Origin of the sequence: Dongia sp., assembly GCF_041906375.1 — a bacterium.
Taxonomy (GTDB): domain Bacteria; phylum Pseudomonadota; class Alphaproteobacteria; order Dongiales; family Dongiaceae; genus Dongia.
Window position 1 is genome coordinate 80,807 of record NZ_JAYRJJ010000003.1, and the last position, 16,141, is coordinate 96,947.

Consider the following 16,141-nt stretch of genomic DNA (forward strand, 5'->3'; position numbering starts at 1 on the left):
AAGATGGCCAAGAGCAGGAACACTAAGCTGATCGGCCATATCGACTGCCCCGGTGGCGGTCAGGTCTGGGTCGAGAACCGCATCCTTTATATCGGCCATATGCGCCAGCCGACGGGCACCACCATTGTCGACGTGGCCGACCCGCGCAACCCGAAGCAATTGGCGCGCCTTGAAATGCCCAATGGCTGGCACTCGCACAAGGTGCGTGTCGCCAACGACATCATGATCGTCAATCACGAGCGGCAGGGCATGGAGGGTGACGCCGAATTCGGCGGCGGCCTCGGCATCTACGACGTTTCAAAACCGGCGGAGCCTAAGCTCATCAGCAAATGGCGCACTCACGGCAAGGGTGTGCATCGCTACGATTTCGACGGCCGCTACGCCTATATCTCGCCGACGGCGGAGGGCTATATCGGTAATATCGCCATGATCCTTGACCTCAAGGATCCAGCCAAGCCCGAGGAAGTCGGCCGCTGGTGGATTCCCGGCCAATGGAAGGCCGGCGGCGAGGAATATCCGTGGGACAATTGGACCCCGCCGCGCTGCCATCATCCGCTGCGCGTCGGCAACCGGCTCTATGTGAGCTATTGGCATCACGGCTTCTTCATCCTCGATATCGAGGATATGTCGAAGCCGCAGCTCATTTCGGCCGTCAATACCTCGCCGACCTTTCCACATCCCACCCATACCTGCCTGCGCATGAAGCAGAAATTGAAGGGTCGCGACATCATGATCGTGGCCGATGAGGATGTGGCGAAGCTCTGGCCCGCAGCACCGGCCTTCACCTGGGTCTATGACATCACCAACGAACATTGCCCGATCCCGATTTCGACCTTCCAGGTCGAAGGCGTCGACAAGGATGGCGCGCCGCAGCCGCCGATGATGGGCTGTCATCAACCTTCCGAGCGCTTCAACGGCACCATCGTTCCCTTTGCCTGGTTCGCGCAGGGCATGCGCCTCATCGATTTCGCCGACCCGTTCCGGCCGGTCGAAGTGGGCTATTACGAGACCGATGCGCCGCAAGGTTTCGACTTGGCATCGTCGAACGACGTCACCATGGACGATCGCGGCCTCATCTATCTCATCGATCGGCAACGTGGCGTCGACATCATCGAAACCAGCGTCTTCTAGGGGAAATGGGATGAGCGACAAGATTCAACCGATCGGAAAGAAGAATCCCAATTTGCCGTTCCATCCGGCGGTGCGCGCCGGTGACTTCATCTTTGTATCGGGACAAGTTGCCAAGGATGAGAACGGCAATATGTGTGCAGGCAATATTGAAGAGGAAACCCGCTGGACGATTGAATCAGTCCGTCGCATTCTGGCGCTCGAAGGTGCTGAACTGTCGGACATCGTGAAGATGACGGTCTTTCTCGAAGATGCGCGCAATTTCGGGCGCTACAACAAGATCTTTGCCGAGTACTTCCCGGCCGGCGTGCTGGCGCGGACGACCGTCGAGGCGCGTGCGGTCATCGAATGCAAGATCGAGATGGACGCCATCGCCTACAAGCCAAAAGCCTGATCGCGTGTATCGATACAAAATGCGGCGTACGCAAGCGCCGACAGAGGGGAGAGCTGCAGCATGTTGAGACTTCTGGGCCGCAATACATCAGGCAATGTGCAGAAGGTGATCTTTCTGCTGGAGGAACTGGGACTGCCTTATGCGCGGGAAGACTATGGCCGCCAGTTCAACAACACGGCCGACGCCGCCTATCTCAGCCTGAATCCCAACGGCAAGGTCCCGACATTGGTCGATGACAAGGTCGTGATTTGGGAATCGAACACGATCCTGCGCTATCTTTGCAACAAGCAGAAAAGCACCGATCTCTATCCTGCCGACCCGGCGCAGCGCTCCGAGGTCGAGCGCTGGATGGATTGGATGCTGGCGGCCCTCAACCCCTCCTATCTGGGCATCTTCAAGGAGGCAAAGAAGGCGCCCAATGAACGTGCCGCCAGTTGGGAGGCGGATTCGAAAGATCTCAAAGCCCAGCTCGAGATTCTCGACGGTGCCTTGAAGGGCAAGACCTGGGCAGCTGGCGATACGTTCAGCCTGGCGGATATCGCGCTGGGTCCGGTCGTGCATCGCTGCCTCGACTTTCCGGTCGAGCTGCCCGAACTGACGGCGGCCAAGGCGTGGCGCAAGAAATTGACCGAACGGCCGGCGTTCCGCAAAGCCGTCGGTCTTTGAACAATTCGTGCAGCCGGCGAATAAGCCGGCGCATCAGGGACAGGCAAAGGTTCAACGAGGAGGGATCATGACCAAGGCAGCAATCGTCGGTTTGGGCACCATGGGGCCGGGCATTGCCCAGACCCTGCTGCGCGCCGGCATGCAGGTGACCGCATTCGATCTATCTGAGGATCAGCGCAAGAAGGCCGCGGCCGGGCTGACGCTGGCCAATACCGTGCTTACCAATCTCGGCACACCGGACCGCAGCAACGGTGCCACGGTAAAGATCGCCGACAGTCTCAAGGAATGCGTTGCCGGCGCCACGCTGGTGATCGAGACCGTACCGGAGAAATTCGAGATCAAGGCGCAGGCCTTCAAGGAGATCGATGCCCTGGTCGGTAAGAGCTGCATCATCGCCAGCAACACCTCCGGCATTCCGATCACCAAGCTGCAGGCCAATGTCTCGGCGCCTGAGCGCGTCGTCGGCATGCATTGGTCGAATCCGCCCCATGTCATCCCGATGATCGAGGTGATCGCCGGCGAGAAGACATCGAAAGCCACCTGCGATTGGATGGTCGAGACCATCAAGGGCTTAGGGTTGCTGCCGGTCGTCGTGCAGAAGGATGTTCCGGGCTTCGTCGAGAACCGGGTGCTCTATGCCCTGTTGCGCGAATGCGTCGATCTCGTGGACCAGGGCGTCATTGATGCCGAAGGGCTCGACACCTGCGTCTCCTGGGGCATCGGCTACAAACTATCTGTTATCGGCCCGATGGCGCTCCTGGACGTGGCCGGTCTCGATATCTATCAGGCGGTCGGTTCCTATCTCAACAAGGAGCTTTGCAACCGCGACACGTTGAGCCCCTTCGTGACCGAGCGCACCGCCGCCGGCAAACTGGGCATCAAGACCGGCGGTGGCGTCTTCAGCTACACGCCGGAGAAGATCGCGGCACTACAACAGCAGCGCGCGAAACGGCTGGTCGCCGTTCGCAAGGCACTGGAGAGCTGACGGCGCCGAGCCCCAAGAATTTGGCGTCCAACAAGAAGAAACCGCATCGCATCTCTAACATGATCGATATCCTGGTGCTGGGAAGGGCCGGATGTCTGAAAAACAGGAGAGGAACCATGACGAAGACCAAATGGATCAAATGGGCGCAGGTTTCGACACTGGCCTTGACGCTGGCCCTGGTGGCAGTCGGTGGAGCCGCGTTGGCGCCGGCGGAGGCCAAGGACGTGAAGAAGCTCGCTATCCTGACACCGGAAGACCCGACCGATTTCGGCTGGAATCAGCAGGGCTTCGACGCCGCCAAGGCCGTGGCCGAAAAGGAAGGCCTGGAATTCATGCCGGCCACCGGTCTCGGTTATGGCGACGTGCATCCCACCTTGCGCGAACTGGCCGATGACGGCGCCAGCCTGATGATCGCCCATGCCAGCGGCTACAATACCGCGGCACCGGAAATCGGCGCCGAAAAGGGTGTGGCTGTCGCGATCGTCGACAAGCCGGATGCCATCAAGGAAGGTGCCGTCACCGACTATACCCTGAGTGGTCATGAGGGCGCCTATCTTGCTGGCGTGCTCGCGGCCAAGACGTCGACCACGAAGTCGGTCGGCATCGTCGTCTCCGGTGAGCCGCCCTCATGGAACTCGCAATCGGCTGCCTTCGCGCAGGGCGTCAAGGCGACCGATCCGGCGGTGAAGATCCTTTACGCTGTCATCGGCCCGGCCGCCTATTCGGACGCTGCTGGCGGTCGCCGTGTTACTGAGTCCGTCATCGGCGCCGGCGCCGATGTCATCTTCGGCCAGGGTGACGGCGCCACCTTCGGCATGCTGCAGGCGGTCGAGACGACCAAATCGACCGGCGGTGGCAATGTGTGGTTCATCGACGTCATCGGCGACAAGACCTCGATCGACAAGGGCCATCTGCTCTCGTCGGTCGTCTGGAACCTGGTCCCGGTCTTCACGGCGATGGTCGAGGATCTGAAGGCCGACAAGTTCGGCACCAAGCCTTACTCGATCCAGCTTTCGGATGATTCCGTCCAGCTCCTGAAGACCAAGCACATTCCGGACGATGTCTGGGCCTCGGTCAGCGAGACGCGCAAGCAGATCGTTGACGGGTCCCTGAAGATCGAGCCGGTCTGGGAAGCGGAAAAGGTCCGTGCCCTGATGAGCTCGGTCACCGACGCGCCGGCCCAATAAACCGGCTCGGATCGGCTCATGAAGATGGACTCGCTACCTAGCCCATTGCAAAGTGGCGAGATGATGAACACGGACCTGATGTCGGAGACGAAAACGGTGGTGGGCGACCGGCCCGCCACCGTTGCATCCGTTCCGGCGGCGTCAGTCCGTCATGTCACCAAGCGTTTCCCGGGCGTGCTCGCCAATGACGATATCTCGCTCGACTTCAGGTCGGGCGAAATTCACGTGCTGCTGGGCGAAAACGGCGCCGGCAAATCGACCCTGATCGGTATCCTCGCCGGCATGCAGCAGCCGGACGAAGGCGAAATCCTGATCGACGGCAGCCCGGTTCGCATCGGTTCGCCGCGGCAGAGCCTCGATCTCGGCATCGGCACGGTATTCCAACATGTGCTGCTGGTTCCGAGCCTCACTGTGATCGAAAACCTGATGCTGGGTGGCTCCTGGTGGCAGAAGCTGGCGCGGCCTGCGGCCCTTGCACGCTTCCGCCAGCTTTCGGCACTGCTCGGCGTGTCGCTCGACCCCGATGCCCTCATCGGCAAGCTCTCGCTGGGCGAACAGCAGCAGGTCGAAATCATGCGCGCCCTGTGGCGCGGTGAAAAAATCCTCATCCTGGACGAACCCACCTCCATGCTGACACCGCAGGGCGTCAAGGATCTGGGCGACGTCATGCGACGCCTGCGGGAGAAGGGCGTCGCCCTTATCCTCATCACCCACAAATTGGCCGAGGCCTATGAACTCGGTGACCGCATTTCGGTTCTGCGCCTTGGCCGTGTGGTCGGCGCCATCGCTCCCGACGAACGCCGTGACATGAGCGAACAGCAGATGACCGACCGGGTCATAGCGATGATGTTCGGTGCTGCCGGCGGTGCCGCAGCGTCGGAAAAGGAAATTCTGGTCGGCCGCGGCCACGCCCAGCGGCACAATATCGACCGCACCCGATCGCCGCGTCTCCGGATTGCGCATGCTTCGACTGCCGCCGAGCGTGGTGCCTGCCCGCTGGTGGATGTCGATTTCGATCTGTGGCCGGGCGAGGTGCTGGGCATCGCGGGCATCGACGGCAATGGGCAAAAGCATCTGGCCGAAATGCTGGCGGGTCAACGCGCCTTGACGGCCGGCAGTATCACGCTCGACGGCAGGGATATCAGTGCCGCGGGTGTTCCGGCGCGCCGCCAGGCCGGGATTCGCTATGTGACCGACGAACGCTTGGGCGAGGGCACGGTTGGTGCCTTCTCGGTGGCCACCAACCTGCTGCTGAAGGAGATCGGCACAGCGCCCTTCTGGCGGCGTGGCCTCACCGATTGGGGCCGCATCCATGACCATGCCCGCGATCGGATCCGCCATCATGACATCCGCACGCCCTCCGAGAAGACGCCGATCGGCAAGCTCTCCGGCGGCAACATCCAGAAGGTGCTGCTGGCACGCGAACTCGGCCAGGATGCGTCGGTCGTGGTTTTCAACAAGCCGACCTACGGCCTTGACCTGCAGAATACGCGCCTCGCTCACGAACGCATCCGCGAGAGTGCCGAAGCCGGCCTTGGCACCATCGTCATCTCGACCGATCTCGACGAATTGCTGGCTCTGAGTGACCGCATCGCCGTCATGTATCAGGGCCGCTTGGTGGGCGTGGTCGACAACGGCCCGCAGGCGGAGATCGCTATCGGCAAATTGATGACGGGCACGAGGGCGGCATGAGCATCGCGGAGCTCAGCGGTCCAAGCCGGTCGCGGGATGCCTGGCGTGAGCAGGCGGCGAATGTGGCGCGCATCCTCATTCCCATTCTCCTCGCACTTGCCGTCGGGGGGGGCATTCTGCTCATTCTCGGCAAGAACCCGTTCACCTACTATGGCTATATCGTCCAGCGCGGCCTGTTGAGCTGGGGCGGCCTGCAGGAAACTTTCACCCGCATGGCGCCGCTGCTGCTGATCGCCGCCGGCCTCATCGTTGCCTTCCGTGCCGGCATCTGGAATCTGGGCGGCGACGGACAATATCTTCTGGCGGCGGTCGTGACGGCGGCCCTGGCGCCGGCCCTCATCGAAACGCTGCCGCGTGGCCTCACCCTCATCATCTGCATGGTCGTATCGATGATCGTGGCGGCGCTCTGGTCACTCATTCCGGCAATCCTCAAGGCGCGCTACGGCATCAACGAGATCATCACGTCGCTGATGATGAGTTTCCTCGGCACGTCTTTCGCCAATGTGCTGGTGAAGCTCTTCTTTCGCGATCCTACGACCACCGTGCCGCAGACGCGCTCGCTGGAAGTGGCGGACCGCTTGCCGCGCATCTTCGGCACCAATGTCCATGCCGGCATCCTCATTGCTCTTGCCGTGGTCATCCTCGTCCACCTGATGATGACGCGAACCGCCTTCGGCCTGCGCCTGCAGATCGTCGGCGCGAATCCGGCGGCTGCCATCCATGCCGGGCTCAAGGTGGGCTGGCTCACCATCGCCACCTTTGCCATCAGCGCCGGCCTTATTGGTCTTGCAGGTTCCGTCGAGATTCTCGGCGTCTGGGGTACGGTGCGCGCCGATTGGAACCCGGCCTATGGCCTCCTCGTCGTGCCGCTGGTCTTCCTGGCCCGCTTCAATGGCATTGCCGTCATCGGTTTTGCGCTGTTCTTTTCGGTATTGATGATCGGCGGCGAAAGTGCCTCGCGCCGCATCGGTGTGCCGCAGGATTTTGTCCTCATGCTGGTCGGCCTGCTGCTGATCTTCCTTGCCCTGGTCGAATATCTCGACCATCTCCGGCGCAAGCGGGCAGGGGTATGAGGCGATGAGCGAACTTTTCACCCAACCCTTCCTCGTCTCATTGCTGTTCGGCGCCGTTACCGCCGGCATTCCGCTGCTTCTGGCGGGGCTCGGCGAACAGATCTCCGAAAAATCCGGTGTTCTCAACATCGGTATCGAAGGCATGATGCTGTTCGGCGCCTATACCGGCTTCGTCGCCGCCTATTATTCCGGTTCCTTCTGGCTGGGCTTCCTTGCCGGTGGCCTCGGCGGCATGGCTGTGGCTTTCTTCGTTGTCCTCTTCTGCATCCGCCAGGGCCTCAATCAGATCGTCATCGGCATCGCGCTGACCATCGGTGTCGAAGGTCTGACCGCGCTGTTACATTTCTTTCAGTTCAGCAAGACCTATCCGCGTCTGGACAAGGCGCCGATCCTCGCCATCCCGCTGCTCGCCGACATTCCGGTGCTCGGTCCGGCGCTTTTCAGCCACAACATCGTCGTCTATGTCGCGGTGGCGTTGGTATTCCTCTTTGCCTGGATGTTCCGCAAGACCTATATCGGCCTCAGTCTCGAAGCGGCCGGTGCCAAGCCGGCAGCGCTCGATGCGGCCGGCATCAGTGTCGTCGCCACACGCTCGGCGGCTGTCCTTTCGACCGGATTTCTCGCCGGCCTCGGTGGTGCCTATCTCGCCAATGTGGGGGCCGGGCTCTTCGTGCCCTTCATGACTCATGGCGCCGGCTTCATCGGTATCGTGCTGGCCATGCTGGCGCGCGGCAATCCGGTGTGGGTGCTGCTCGGCGCGTCGCTTTTCGGTGTCAGCCTCGCCATGACGACGGCCTTGCAGGTTGCCGGTGTCAATGTGCCGACCGATGTCGTGCAGATGCTGCCCTTTGCCATGGTCATGCTGGTGCTGGTGATCTTCGCGCGCCATTCGGTGCTGCCGTCGGCCTTGGGTCTCCCTTATGTGCGGGGCGACCGATAGAATAAATCACCAGTCTGAAGGGGAGGGTTCAACATGTCCGATACGAAAGTCTATCTGCTGGATGGTGGTACCTTGGTCATCGACGGCTACCACGCCTTCTGGAATCGCGGTCCGGGCGGTGAACTCCGCTTCCCCTGCTATTCGGTTCTTATCGACCATGCCGATGGACGCTACATCTTCGACACCGGCTACGATTTCGACCATGTCATGCGCGTGTTGCCCTTTGAAAAGCCGATCCAGGAAAAGGACCAGACTTTGCCGGGGCAATTGGCCAAGATCGGCTTCAAGCCCGATGACATCAACTATGTCATCAACTCCCACTATCATTTCGACCATTGCGGCGGGAACAAATACTTCACCAAGGCCTGCACCATCTGTCACGGTGCTGAGCTAGACGCCTGCTCGCACCACCAGCCCTTTGAGCATCTGGGCTATTCGGATCTCTCCTTCGCGCCGGAAATCGCCAAGGCTACCGGCAAGACCCTGCCGGCCGACCCTGTGCTCGACATGTACACGCCGAAATTCGAACCGCTGAAAGGCGACCAGGAACTGGCCAAGGGCCTGTGGCTGTTCGAGACGCCGGGCCACACGGCTGGGCACTATTCCTTGATGGTGGAATTGAAAGGCCGGCGCCCGATGCTGTTCACGGCGGATGCCTGCTACAGCCAGAAGAATATGGACATGATGTGCATCTCGAGCTTCCACCTCGACCCGGTGGCAAGCCTCAAGTCGATGCAACGCCTCAAGGACCTCGCCGCCAAATACGACGCCGAGCTCTTCTATTCGCACGACCCGGACAGTTTCAAGCACTACCAGACGGGCGGGAACTTCTACGCCTGATATATCTCGAGTCTCAATTTTCGTTCTATAAAATCGTCATCCCCGGGCTTGACCCGGGGATCCACACTGCCAACCGCACCAGTGGATGGCCGGGTCTTTGCCCGGCCATGACGACTTGGTTTCGTTCGACCTACCACCGGACCATGCCGGCATCGACCGCCAGCGTCTGACCCGTGATCCAATGTGCCTCGTCCGAAGCGAGGAAGGCCACCGCCGGCACAACGTCTTCCGGCTGGCCGTGGCCCTTGATCGCCTGCAGCATCTCGACGAATCCGAAGGCTTCCTTGTGCTGGCTGGCCTGCACGCTTTCCGAATTCACAAGGCCAGGTGCCACGCAATTGACCGTGATCTTGTTGCCGCCGAGCTCGGTCGCCAGAGCCCGGCTGAAGGTCATGACGCCGCCCTTGGAGGCGACGTAATGCGCCATGTTCGGCGTCCCGGCAAAGATCGAATTGGAGCAGAAATTGACGATGCGGCCGTAATTGGCCTTGCGCATGATGTCAGAGCCCGCCTTGCACATCAGGAAAAGGCCATCGAGGTTGACACGCATGATGCGGCGCCATTCGGCAAAATCGATCTTGTCCCACGGTGTGAAGGGCACGATCGCCGCCGCATTGACCTGGATATCGAGCTTGCCGAACTTGGCGACCTCTGCGAACAGCCGGGCCACAGCCGCTTCGTCGCCGATATCGCAGGCCATGCCGATCGACTTGCCGCCGATCTCCTTGGCGGTCTTCTCGGCCCCGGCACCGTTGATGTCGGCAGCGATGACCGTGGCGCCTTCATTCCCCAAGCGCAAGGCGACTGCCTTGCCCATACCTTGCGCCGCACCCGAAACGACCGCGACGCGGCCTTGAAACCTCTGCATATCCCCTCTCCCTGTTGGCTGAATTGTTCGATTATTGGAAATGTCAGGCGCGTTCGATCACCTGCAGCGCCGCATTGACACCGGCGCTGACGTCGATCTTCTTGCCCAGCTTGCGCAAGGCACCGCCCAGGGCCGTGGTGGCCACCACCGCATAGACCGGCTCGGCCACCAGGCCCATATGGCCGATGCGGAGCAGCTTGCCCATTGTGTCGTTGCGCCCGGTCGAGAAGACGACGCCGAACAGTTCGCGCGCCGCGGCGATGATCGCCGAATCGGTGACCCCCTCCGGAATGCGCACCGCCGTGGTGGTCGGAGAGGCGATGCCCTCAGTCTTCGCCCAAAGCTGCAGACCCATGGCCTGTATTCCGGCGCGGGTGGCGGCGGCGGTCAACGCATGCCGCTTCCATACCTTCTCCGGACCCTCGTCCAGATACTGGTCGAGCACGGCATCGAAGCCGTTCACCTCGGCGACCGAGGGGGTAAAGGGGAAGGGCCGGTCATGGCGCCAGGCTTCCTTCCAGTCGAGATAGGAAAGGATCGAGGCCCGCGGCGCCTTGGGGTTGGCTTCCATATGCGCCCAGGCCCGGTCGGAGACCGCGATGAAGGTGATGCCGGGGGCACCGCCTAAGCACTTGCCCGGGCCGGTGATGAAGACGTCCGCCTCGCAATCGCCGGGGTGGATATCCATGCCGCCGAAGGAGGAGACCGCGTCGACCAGCAGCAACGCCCCATGGGCCCGCACAATCTTGCCGATCTCCCGGGCGGGATTGATGGTGCCCGAGGGGGTGTCGTGATGAACCAGCGAAACCACCTTGATATTCGGGCGTTTCTTGAAGGCCGCTTCGACCGCGGCCGGGTCGATCGCCTCGTTGAACGGCACCTCGATCTCGACCATGTCCTTATGGTACCGGGCGGACCAATAGCCGAAACCCTTGCCGTAAACGCCGGAAGCGAGGTTGAGCACGGTGTCATTGGGCCCGATCAGCGAGGCAGCGGCCGCCTCGATCGCCGCAGCCGGCTCCACATGGAGGATCAGCGCCGGATCCTTCACCTTCAGCGCCTTCGCCGCCTTCTTGGTGACGCCTTCGTAGAAATGCTGGAAATACGGGTCATAGTCATAAGGAATGGGCTTGGCCATGGCGCGCAGGACGCGCGGATAGGCGGCCACCGGGCCAGCGGACAAAGTAACGACAGGTTCCTTGAGTTCAGCGACGCCCATGATCTCGTAGCTCCCCTTTGGTTCGGCGTGGTGTTTTTGGTTCAGGACATTCTAGACTCTGGTTCGGAAAAGTGAAAACAATATCCGCTGCAATGATGGATTGGTCCGGCACCTCATGACATCCTCCACGGCCGATTGGTTCGACTATCTGATAATTGGTGCAGGTACCGCCGGTGCCGTCCTCGCCGCACGCCTCAGCGCCGACCCAAGCCTGAAAGTGGGGCTCATCGAGGCCGGCGGCCCAGCGCGCAATCCGCTCATCGCCGAGCCCGGCAAATGGCCGCTGCTGCAAGGGAGCGAGGTCGATTGGGCCTATCGCACCGTTCCGCAGAAAGGGACCGCCGACCGCATCCATGACTGGCCGCGCGGCAAGGTGCTGGGCGGGTCGACCGCCATCAATGCCATGGCCCATGTGCGCGGGCACCCATCCGATTTCGACCGCTGGAACTGCCCGGGCTGGGGCCACGCCGATCTGCTGCCCTATTTCGAGTTGAGTGAGCAGGGCCCGCTCCATCTCATCCGTCCGCTTGAGGCGAGCCCCGTTACGCGCGCCTATCTCGCTGCCGGCGTGGAACGGGGCTTTGCGCCCATCGCCGACCACAATGCCCCGGGCATGGCCGGCCCCACGCTCAACACGCTCACCATCAAAGACGGCAAGCGCCAGACCATCGCCGACGCCTATCTGCCGCTCACCGCAGACCGCGCCAATTTCACGCTGCTCGCCAATACCCAGGTGCTGTCGCTGATCCTGGCCAAGCAGCATTGCATCGGCGTATTGGTCGACAGCCCCACCGGCCCCCGCGAGATCCGCGCGGAAAGGGGCGTCATCCTGGCCGCCGGCGCCATCGCCTCGCCGGTGCTGCTGCTGCGCTCAGGCATTGGCCCCGCTGACGAACTCCTCCATATCGGCATCCCACCGCGCCACGATCTCCCCGGTGTGGGGCGCAATCTCCACGACCATCTTCTCTCCGGCGGCAATGTCTATCGATCGAAACGCCCGGTGCCGCCGTCGAAATACCAGAATTCCGAGGCCCTTATGTATCTGCCGCGCCCGGGCTCCGCGTCGCCGGCGCCGGAACTGGTGCTGGCCTGTGTCACGGCGCCCGTGGTGACCGAATGCTTCGAGGCGCCGCCTATGGGATCGGCCTATACTTTGATGTTCGGCTTCACCCATCCCAGGAGCCGCGGCTCCATCCGCCTCGCCTCCGGCGATCCCGGGGCGATGCCGCTGATCGACCCCGCTTATCTCACCGACCCTTACGACCGCGCTGCTTATCTTGATGCCCTCACCATGGCCCAGGAGATCGGCGGCGCGGCCGCGCTCAAGGATTGGCGCGATGCGGAGATCCTGCCCGGTTCCACACACCAGGACCGAATGCGCTTCCTCGAACGGGCCGCCTTCACCCACCATCACCCGACCGGTACCTGTCGCATGGGGCAGGGGACAGAGGCGGTCGTCGGGCTGGACCTCAAGCTCCATGGGCTCGATAGGCTCTATGTCTGCGATGCCTCGGTGCTGCCCAGCATCACCACCGGGCCGATCAACGCCGCCATCATCGCCATCGCCGAACGGGCCTCCGACCTGCTATTGGGTAAGGCACCGCTTGCTCCTGCCGGAATGTGACGATGAAACTGCCCACCTTCCTCCTTTTGCCTCTCCTCGCCGCCTGTGCCGCCGCACCGACCGACCGGCTGGTCAATCTGCAGCTCACCAATACGGGGGCCGAAATCCTTTCCTGCAAGATCATCTACGGCCACTGGGTCGAGCGCGATCTGGGCCCCCTTGCACCCGGCACCACTTTCGACATCGCCCTGCGCCAGCAGATCTCGGACCATGCGCTCTTCGTCAATCGCGACGACATGGCGCGGCGCATGATGATCGAGAACATCGTCTGCGGCCGCGTGCAGAATTGGCGCGATACCACGGGCCAGATCGATCTCACGCGACCCCGCCAGCAACCCGTCGCCTATCTGGAAGCCACTTGCGCGGCCGCCATTGGGCCGGGCAGGGTGGAATGCGACCTCACCGACATCGCCCCATAAGGAATGCGCATCATGACCGCCACCAATGTTCCCGCCTTGCTGAAAGGCAGCCCGCAAGCCGACGCCATCGGCGCGCCCGAGCGGCGCAGCATGACTCGTGGCGAGCTCAACGCGCTCGTGCAGAAGATCGGCGGCGCGCTGCGCGCCATCGGCATTGGGCAGAAGGATGCCGTCGCCATCGTCATGCCGAACGGGCCGGAAATGGCGGCGATGTTTGTCGGCGTCGTCAGCTATGCCGTCGCGGCCCCCTTGAACGCGGCCTACCGCGCCGACGAATTCGATTTCTACCTCGGCGATCTCGACGCCAAGGCGCTGGTCATTCTCGGCGGCCCGGATTCGCCTGCGCGCGACGTGGCGGCGAAGCGGGGCATCCGCGTCATCGATGTGACGCCCGATCTCAATAGTCCCGCCGGCACCCTCACACTCTCCGTGCCCTTTGCCGATCACGGCGCGCCCAATCCGTCGCCGGATGACGTGGCGCTGGTACTGCATACCTCCGGCACCACGTCGCGTCCGAAGATCGTGCCGCTGACCCACCGCAATCTCGCGACCTCGGCCGGCAATATCGTGCGGACGCTGTCGCTGACGCCGGATGATCGCTCGCTGGTGGTGATGCCGCTCTTCCACATTCACGGCCTCATCGCAGCCTTGCTGTCTTCCTTCGCGGCCGGCGCCTCGGTGCATGTGCCGCCGGGCTTCAACGCGTTGAAATTCTTCGCCCAGCTCGATGAATCCCGCGCCACCTGGTACACGGCCGTTCCCACCATGCACCAGACCGTGCTGGCGCGCGCCGACCGCAACCAGGATGTGCTGGCGCGGCGCAAATTGCGCTTCATCCGGTCGTCTTCCGCGAGTCTCCCGCCCCAGGTGATGAAACAGCTCGAGGAGACCTTCGGCTGCCCCGTCATTGAAGCCTATGGCATGACCGAGGCCGCGCATCAGATGGCCAGCAACCCGCTGCCGCCGCGCCCGCGCAAACCCGGCTCGGTCGGGCTCGCCGCCGGTCCGGAGGTCGCCATCATGGGGCCGGACGGCAAGCTGCTCCCGCCCGGCGAGGTGGGCGAGATTGTCATCAGGGGCGCCAATGTGACGCCGGGCTACGCCAACAACCCGAAGGCCAATGAAGAAGGCTTTCGCGACGGCTGGTTCCGCACCGGCGACCAGGGCACGATGGACGGCGAGGGCTATCTGCGCCTTACCGGTCGCCTGAAGGAAATCATCAACCGCGGCGGCGAAAAGATTTCGCCGCGCGAAGTCGACGACATTCTGATGGACCATCCGGCCGTGGCGCAGATCGTCACCTTCGGCATCCCGCACGAGAAGCTCGGCGAGGAAGTCGGCGCCGCGATCGTCCTCAAGGAGGGGCAGAGCGCCAGCGAGCAGGACATCCGCAGCTTCGCCGCATCGCGCCTCGCCGATTTCAAGGTGCCGAAGAAGATCGTGTTCCTGGCCGAGATCCCGAAGGGTGCGACCGGCAAGCTGCAGCGCATCGGCCTCGCCCAGAAGCTCGGCCTCGTATCATGAAGGTTGCGATCTACGGCGCCGGCGCCATCGGCGGGTTGATCGGCGGTCATCTGGCGCGAACGGGCCAGGACGTCACCCTCATCGCGCGCGGGCCGCATCTTGCAGCCCTCAAGGAGAAGGGCCTGCACATCCATGGCTTGAGCGGTGACTTCACCGTGCACCCCAAAGCCACCGAACATGCCATCGAAGCCGGACCGCAGGATTTCGTTATCGTGGCGCTCAAGGCCAACGCCGTTCCCGGCATCGCCGATAAGCTGGCACCGCTCCTGGGGCCGAACACCGGCGTCGTCATGGCGGTCAATGGCATGCCGTGGTGGTATTTCTACGGTGCCGAAGGGGTGCTCAAGGATGCGCGCATCCCCGCTGTCGACCCTGAGGGCAAGCTCTGGGACCTCGTCGGTCCCCAGCGCGTCATCGGCTGCGTCGTCTATCCGGCCGCCGAGGTCGTGGCGCCCGGCGAAATCAAGCATGTCGAGAATGACCGCTTCTCCCTGGGCGAAGCCAGCGGCGAGAAGACCGAGCGCGTGCAGGCGCTCTCCGCCGCCTTCTTCGCGGCCGGCTTCAAGGCGCCGGTCAAGACCGACATCCGCACCGAGATCTGGGTGAAGCTCTGGGGCAATGTCGCCTTCAATCCCCTCTCGGCATTGACCGGCGGCACGCTCGCCAGGATCTGCAGCGATCCCGACACCCGCGCCGTCGCCAAGGCCATCATGGGTGAGGCGGAGGCGATCGCCAATGCCCTCGGCGTCAAGATGCCGATCGATGTCGAGAAGCGCATCAATGGCGCTGCCGGCGTCGGCGAGCACAAGACCTCGATGCTGCAGGACATCGAACGCGGCCGCCCGATCGAGTTAGAGGCCATCGTCGGCGCCGTCCGTGACCTCGGCCGGCTCGTCCACGTGCCGACACCGATGATCAACACGATCTACGCCCTGGTGAAGCAGAAGGCGGGGCTGCTGGAGTTGTTGTAATTTCTGGAGATAAAGGAATGAGATATCGCCGTTATCAGTTGGGGAGAGCGATATTCCGCACCCTGCCGCACCTGCTCATCGCAATGGCGTCGATCTCAGTCGCACACGCAGAGGACGCCGTTCCCGGCGCCTGTTTGCCTGACTACAGCGAAAGCACACTTGGCAAGATGATCAGTAACAGAGAAAGTGAATCCGGTTTTTCAAGAAATTCGAGGATCGGGGAGTGCCAAGGAAATCAGTTGGAGATGAGCTACTGCATTAATTACAAGTATCTTGTTTCAGAGAGCGAGATGCGGCTGGCGCTTAAAAGCCTGAACGCGATGTTAAGCGATTCTCCGGCCTCTCAGGCCCTTTTGCGGTCTCAGGGCGATTGGTGTAGTCGGCGTGACAAGAGTTGTGACGAAGTTGCCGCGAACTTCGAAGGTGGAAGCGCCAAAGGATCGTTTCTTGACGACTGCCTGATCAAGCACAACCGTGGGCGCACGGACCAATTGCTCGACGCCTTGGCGCGCGTCAGAGATCGTGCTGATGTCGAGACACTAAATACCATTCTGAGCGCCCCGTAATTGGCCAAAAGAAAAACCCTCCCCGTGAGGGGAGGGCAAGGTAAG

General features: G+C 62.4%; 16 protein-coding genes. 14 read left to right on the plus strand and 2 right to left on the minus strand.

What is annotated here, in order from left to right:
- The first annotated feature begins 3 nt into the window (after nucleotides 1–3).
- The 9 genes from ACE3OA_RS11835 (at nucleotide 4) to ACE3OA_RS11875 (ending at nucleotide 8,905) form a co-directional block, all read left to right on the plus strand.
- Nucleotides 4–1,131 (plus strand): LVIVD repeat-containing protein, encoded by a 1,128-nt coding sequence (locus ACE3OA_RS11835; RefSeq protein ID WP_374310977.1) that lies wholly within the window; start codon nucleotides 4–6, stop codon nucleotides 1,129–1,131.
- Nucleotides 1,132–1,141: 10 nt separating this feature from the next.
- Complete coding sequence (locus ACE3OA_RS11840; RefSeq protein WP_374310978.1) at nucleotides 1,142–1,522, plus strand: RidA family protein; 381 nt, start codon at nucleotides 1,142–1,144, stop codon at nucleotides 1,520–1,522.
- A 60-nt stretch (nucleotides 1,523–1,582) separates the two neighbouring features.
- The gene (locus ACE3OA_RS11845; protein WP_374310979.1) at nucleotides 1,583–2,188 is read left to right on the plus strand and encodes a glutathione S-transferase family protein; all 606 of its coding nucleotides are present in this window, start codon (nucleotides 1,583–1,585) and stop codon (nucleotides 2,186–2,188) included.
- Between the two features lie 67 nt (nucleotides 2,189–2,255).
- Nucleotides 2,256–3,173, plus strand: a complete 918-nt coding sequence (fhmpcd1, locus tag ACE3OA_RS11850; protein ID WP_374310980.1) for a 5-formyl-3-hydroxy-2-methylpyridine 4-carboxylate 5-dehydrogenase — start codon at nucleotides 2,256–2,258, stop codon at nucleotides 3,171–3,173.
- 116 nt (nucleotides 3,174–3,289) lie between these two features.
- On the plus strand, nucleotides 3,290–4,360 hold the full coding sequence (locus ACE3OA_RS11855) for a BMP family protein (protein ID WP_374310981.1): 1,071 nt from the start codon (nucleotides 3,290–3,292) through the stop codon (nucleotides 4,358–4,360).
- Nucleotides 4,361–4,438: 78 nt separating this feature from the next.
- The gene (locus ACE3OA_RS11860) at nucleotides 4,439–6,052 is read left to right on the plus strand and encodes an ABC transporter ATP-binding protein (protein WP_374310982.1); all 1,614 of its coding nucleotides are present in this window, start codon (nucleotides 4,439–4,441) and stop codon (nucleotides 6,050–6,052) included.
- Complete coding sequence (locus tag ACE3OA_RS11865; RefSeq protein WP_374310983.1) at nucleotides 6,049–7,125, plus strand: ABC transporter permease; 1,077 nt, start codon at nucleotides 6,049–6,051, stop codon at nucleotides 7,123–7,125. Before ACE3OA_RS11860 ends, ACE3OA_RS11865 begins: the two co-directional genes overlap by 4 nt.
- A gap of 4 nt (nucleotides 7,126–7,129) precedes the next feature.
- Nucleotides 7,130–8,065, plus strand: coding sequence for an ABC transporter permease (locus ACE3OA_RS11870; RefSeq protein WP_374310984.1), 936 nt, complete (start codon nucleotides 7,130–7,132; stop codon nucleotides 8,063–8,065).
- 33 nt (nucleotides 8,066–8,098) lie between these two features.
- Nucleotides 8,099–8,905: an N-acyl homoserine lactonase family protein gene (locus ACE3OA_RS11875; protein WP_374310985.1), complete on the plus strand. Its 807-nt coding sequence runs from the start codon at nucleotides 8,099–8,101 to the stop codon at nucleotides 8,903–8,905.
- A gap of 130 nt (nucleotides 8,906–9,035) precedes the next feature.
- Here ACE3OA_RS11875 and ACE3OA_RS11880 read toward each other — a convergent pair whose 3' ends face one another.
- Both ACE3OA_RS11880 and ppaT read right to left on the minus strand, forming a co-directional pair.
- Complete coding sequence (locus tag ACE3OA_RS11880) at nucleotides 9,036–9,773, minus strand: SDR family NAD(P)-dependent oxidoreductase (protein ID WP_374310987.1); 738 nt, start codon at nucleotides 9,771–9,773, stop codon at nucleotides 9,036–9,038.
- Nucleotides 9,774–9,816: 43 nt separating this feature from the next.
- Nucleotides 9,817–10,992: a pyridoxamine--pyruvate transaminase gene (ppaT, locus tag ACE3OA_RS11885; RefSeq protein ID WP_374310988.1), complete on the minus strand. Its 1,176-nt coding sequence runs from the start codon at nucleotides 10,990–10,992 to the stop codon at nucleotides 9,817–9,819.
- Nucleotides 10,993–11,107: 115 nt separating this feature from the next.
- On the opposite strand from ppaT, the gene ACE3OA_RS11890 reads away from it, so the two are divergent.
- From ACE3OA_RS11890 to ACE3OA_RS11910, 5 genes are read left to right on the plus strand one after another with little or no spacing between them, the layout of a single operon-like run.
- Entirely contained in the window at nucleotides 11,108–12,616 is a 1,509-nt protein-coding gene (locus ACE3OA_RS11890; RefSeq protein WP_374310989.1) for a GMC family oxidoreductase, read from the plus strand.
- Between the two features lie 2 nt (nucleotides 12,617–12,618).
- Nucleotides 12,619–13,035, plus strand: coding sequence for a hypothetical protein (locus tag ACE3OA_RS11895; RefSeq protein ID WP_374310990.1), 417 nt, complete (start codon nucleotides 12,619–12,621; stop codon nucleotides 13,033–13,035).
- A gap of 12 nt (nucleotides 13,036–13,047) precedes the next feature.
- Entirely contained in the window at nucleotides 13,048–14,559 is a 1,512-nt protein-coding gene (locus ACE3OA_RS11900) for an acyl--CoA ligase (protein WP_374310991.1), read from the plus strand.
- Entirely contained in the window at nucleotides 14,556–15,530 is a 975-nt protein-coding gene (locus ACE3OA_RS11905; protein WP_374310992.1) for a 2-dehydropantoate 2-reductase, read from the plus strand. The genes ACE3OA_RS11900 and ACE3OA_RS11905 overlap by 4 nt, the downstream gene beginning before the upstream one ends.
- Nucleotides 15,531–15,547: 17 nt before the next feature.
- Nucleotides 15,548–16,096, plus strand: a complete 549-nt coding sequence (locus ACE3OA_RS11910; RefSeq protein ID WP_374310993.1) for a lysozyme inhibitor LprI family protein — start codon at nucleotides 15,548–15,550, stop codon at nucleotides 16,094–16,096.
- The last annotated feature ends 45 nt before the right edge of the window (nucleotides 16,097–16,141 follow it).

What these genes read in the sequence shown, in the direction of transcription:
- ACE3OA_RS11905 (WP_374310992.1), top strand. Translation starts at nt 14,556, where the DNA reads ATGAAGGTTGCGATCTACGGCGCCGGCGCCATCGGCGGGTTGATCGGC.
- fhmpcd1 (WP_374310980.1), top strand. Translation starts at nt 2,256, where the DNA reads ATGACCAAGGCAGCAATCGTCGGTTTGGGCACCATGGGGCCGGGCATT.
- ACE3OA_RS11865 (WP_374310983.1), top strand. Translation starts at nt 6,049, where the DNA reads ATGAGCATCGCGGAGCTCAGCGGTCCAAGCCGGTCGCGGGATGCCTGG.
- ACE3OA_RS11840 (WP_374310978.1), top strand. Translation starts at nt 1,142, where the DNA reads ATGAGCGACAAGATTCAACCGATCGGAAAGAAGAATCCCAATTTGCCG.
- ACE3OA_RS11870 (WP_374310984.1), top strand. Translation starts at nt 7,130, where the DNA reads ATGAGCGAACTTTTCACCCAACCCTTCCTCGTCTCATTGCTGTTCGGC.
- ACE3OA_RS11855 (WP_374310981.1), top strand. Translation starts at nt 3,290, where the DNA reads ATGACGAAGACCAAATGGATCAAATGGGCGCAGGTTTCGACACTGGCC.
- ACE3OA_RS11880 (WP_374310987.1), bottom strand. Translation starts at nt 9,773, where the DNA reads ATGCAGAGGTTTCAAGGCCGCGTCGCGGTCGTTTCGGGTGCGGCGCAA.
- ppaT (WP_374310988.1), bottom strand. Translation starts at nt 10,992, where the DNA reads ATGGGCGTCGCTGAACTCAAGGAACCTGTCGTTACTTTGTCCGCTGGC.
- ACE3OA_RS11895 (WP_374310990.1), top strand. Translation starts at nt 12,619, where the DNA reads ATGAAACTGCCCACCTTCCTCCTTTTGCCTCTCCTCGCCGCCTGTGCC.
- ACE3OA_RS11875 (WP_374310985.1), top strand. Translation starts at nt 8,099, where the DNA reads ATGTCCGATACGAAAGTCTATCTGCTGGATGGTGGTACCTTGGTCATC.
- ACE3OA_RS11910 (WP_374310993.1), top strand. Translation starts at nt 15,548, where the DNA reads ATGAGATATCGCCGTTATCAGTTGGGGAGAGCGATATTCCGCACCCTG.
- ACE3OA_RS11845 (WP_374310979.1), top strand. Translation starts at nt 1,583, where the DNA reads ATGTTGAGACTTCTGGGCCGCAATACATCAGGCAATGTGCAGAAGGTG.
- ACE3OA_RS11860 (WP_374310982.1), top strand. Translation starts at nt 4,439, where the DNA reads ATGTCGGAGACGAAAACGGTGGTGGGCGACCGGCCCGCCACCGTTGCA.
- ACE3OA_RS11835 (WP_374310977.1), top strand. Translation starts at nt 4, where the DNA reads ATGGCCAAGAGCAGGAACACTAAGCTGATCGGCCATATCGACTGCCCC.
- ACE3OA_RS11900 (WP_374310991.1), top strand. Translation starts at nt 13,048, where the DNA reads ATGACCGCCACCAATGTTCCCGCCTTGCTGAAAGGCAGCCCGCAAGCC.
- ACE3OA_RS11890 (WP_374310989.1), top strand. Translation starts at nt 11,108, where the DNA reads ATGACATCCTCCACGGCCGATTGGTTCGACTATCTGATAATTGGTGCA.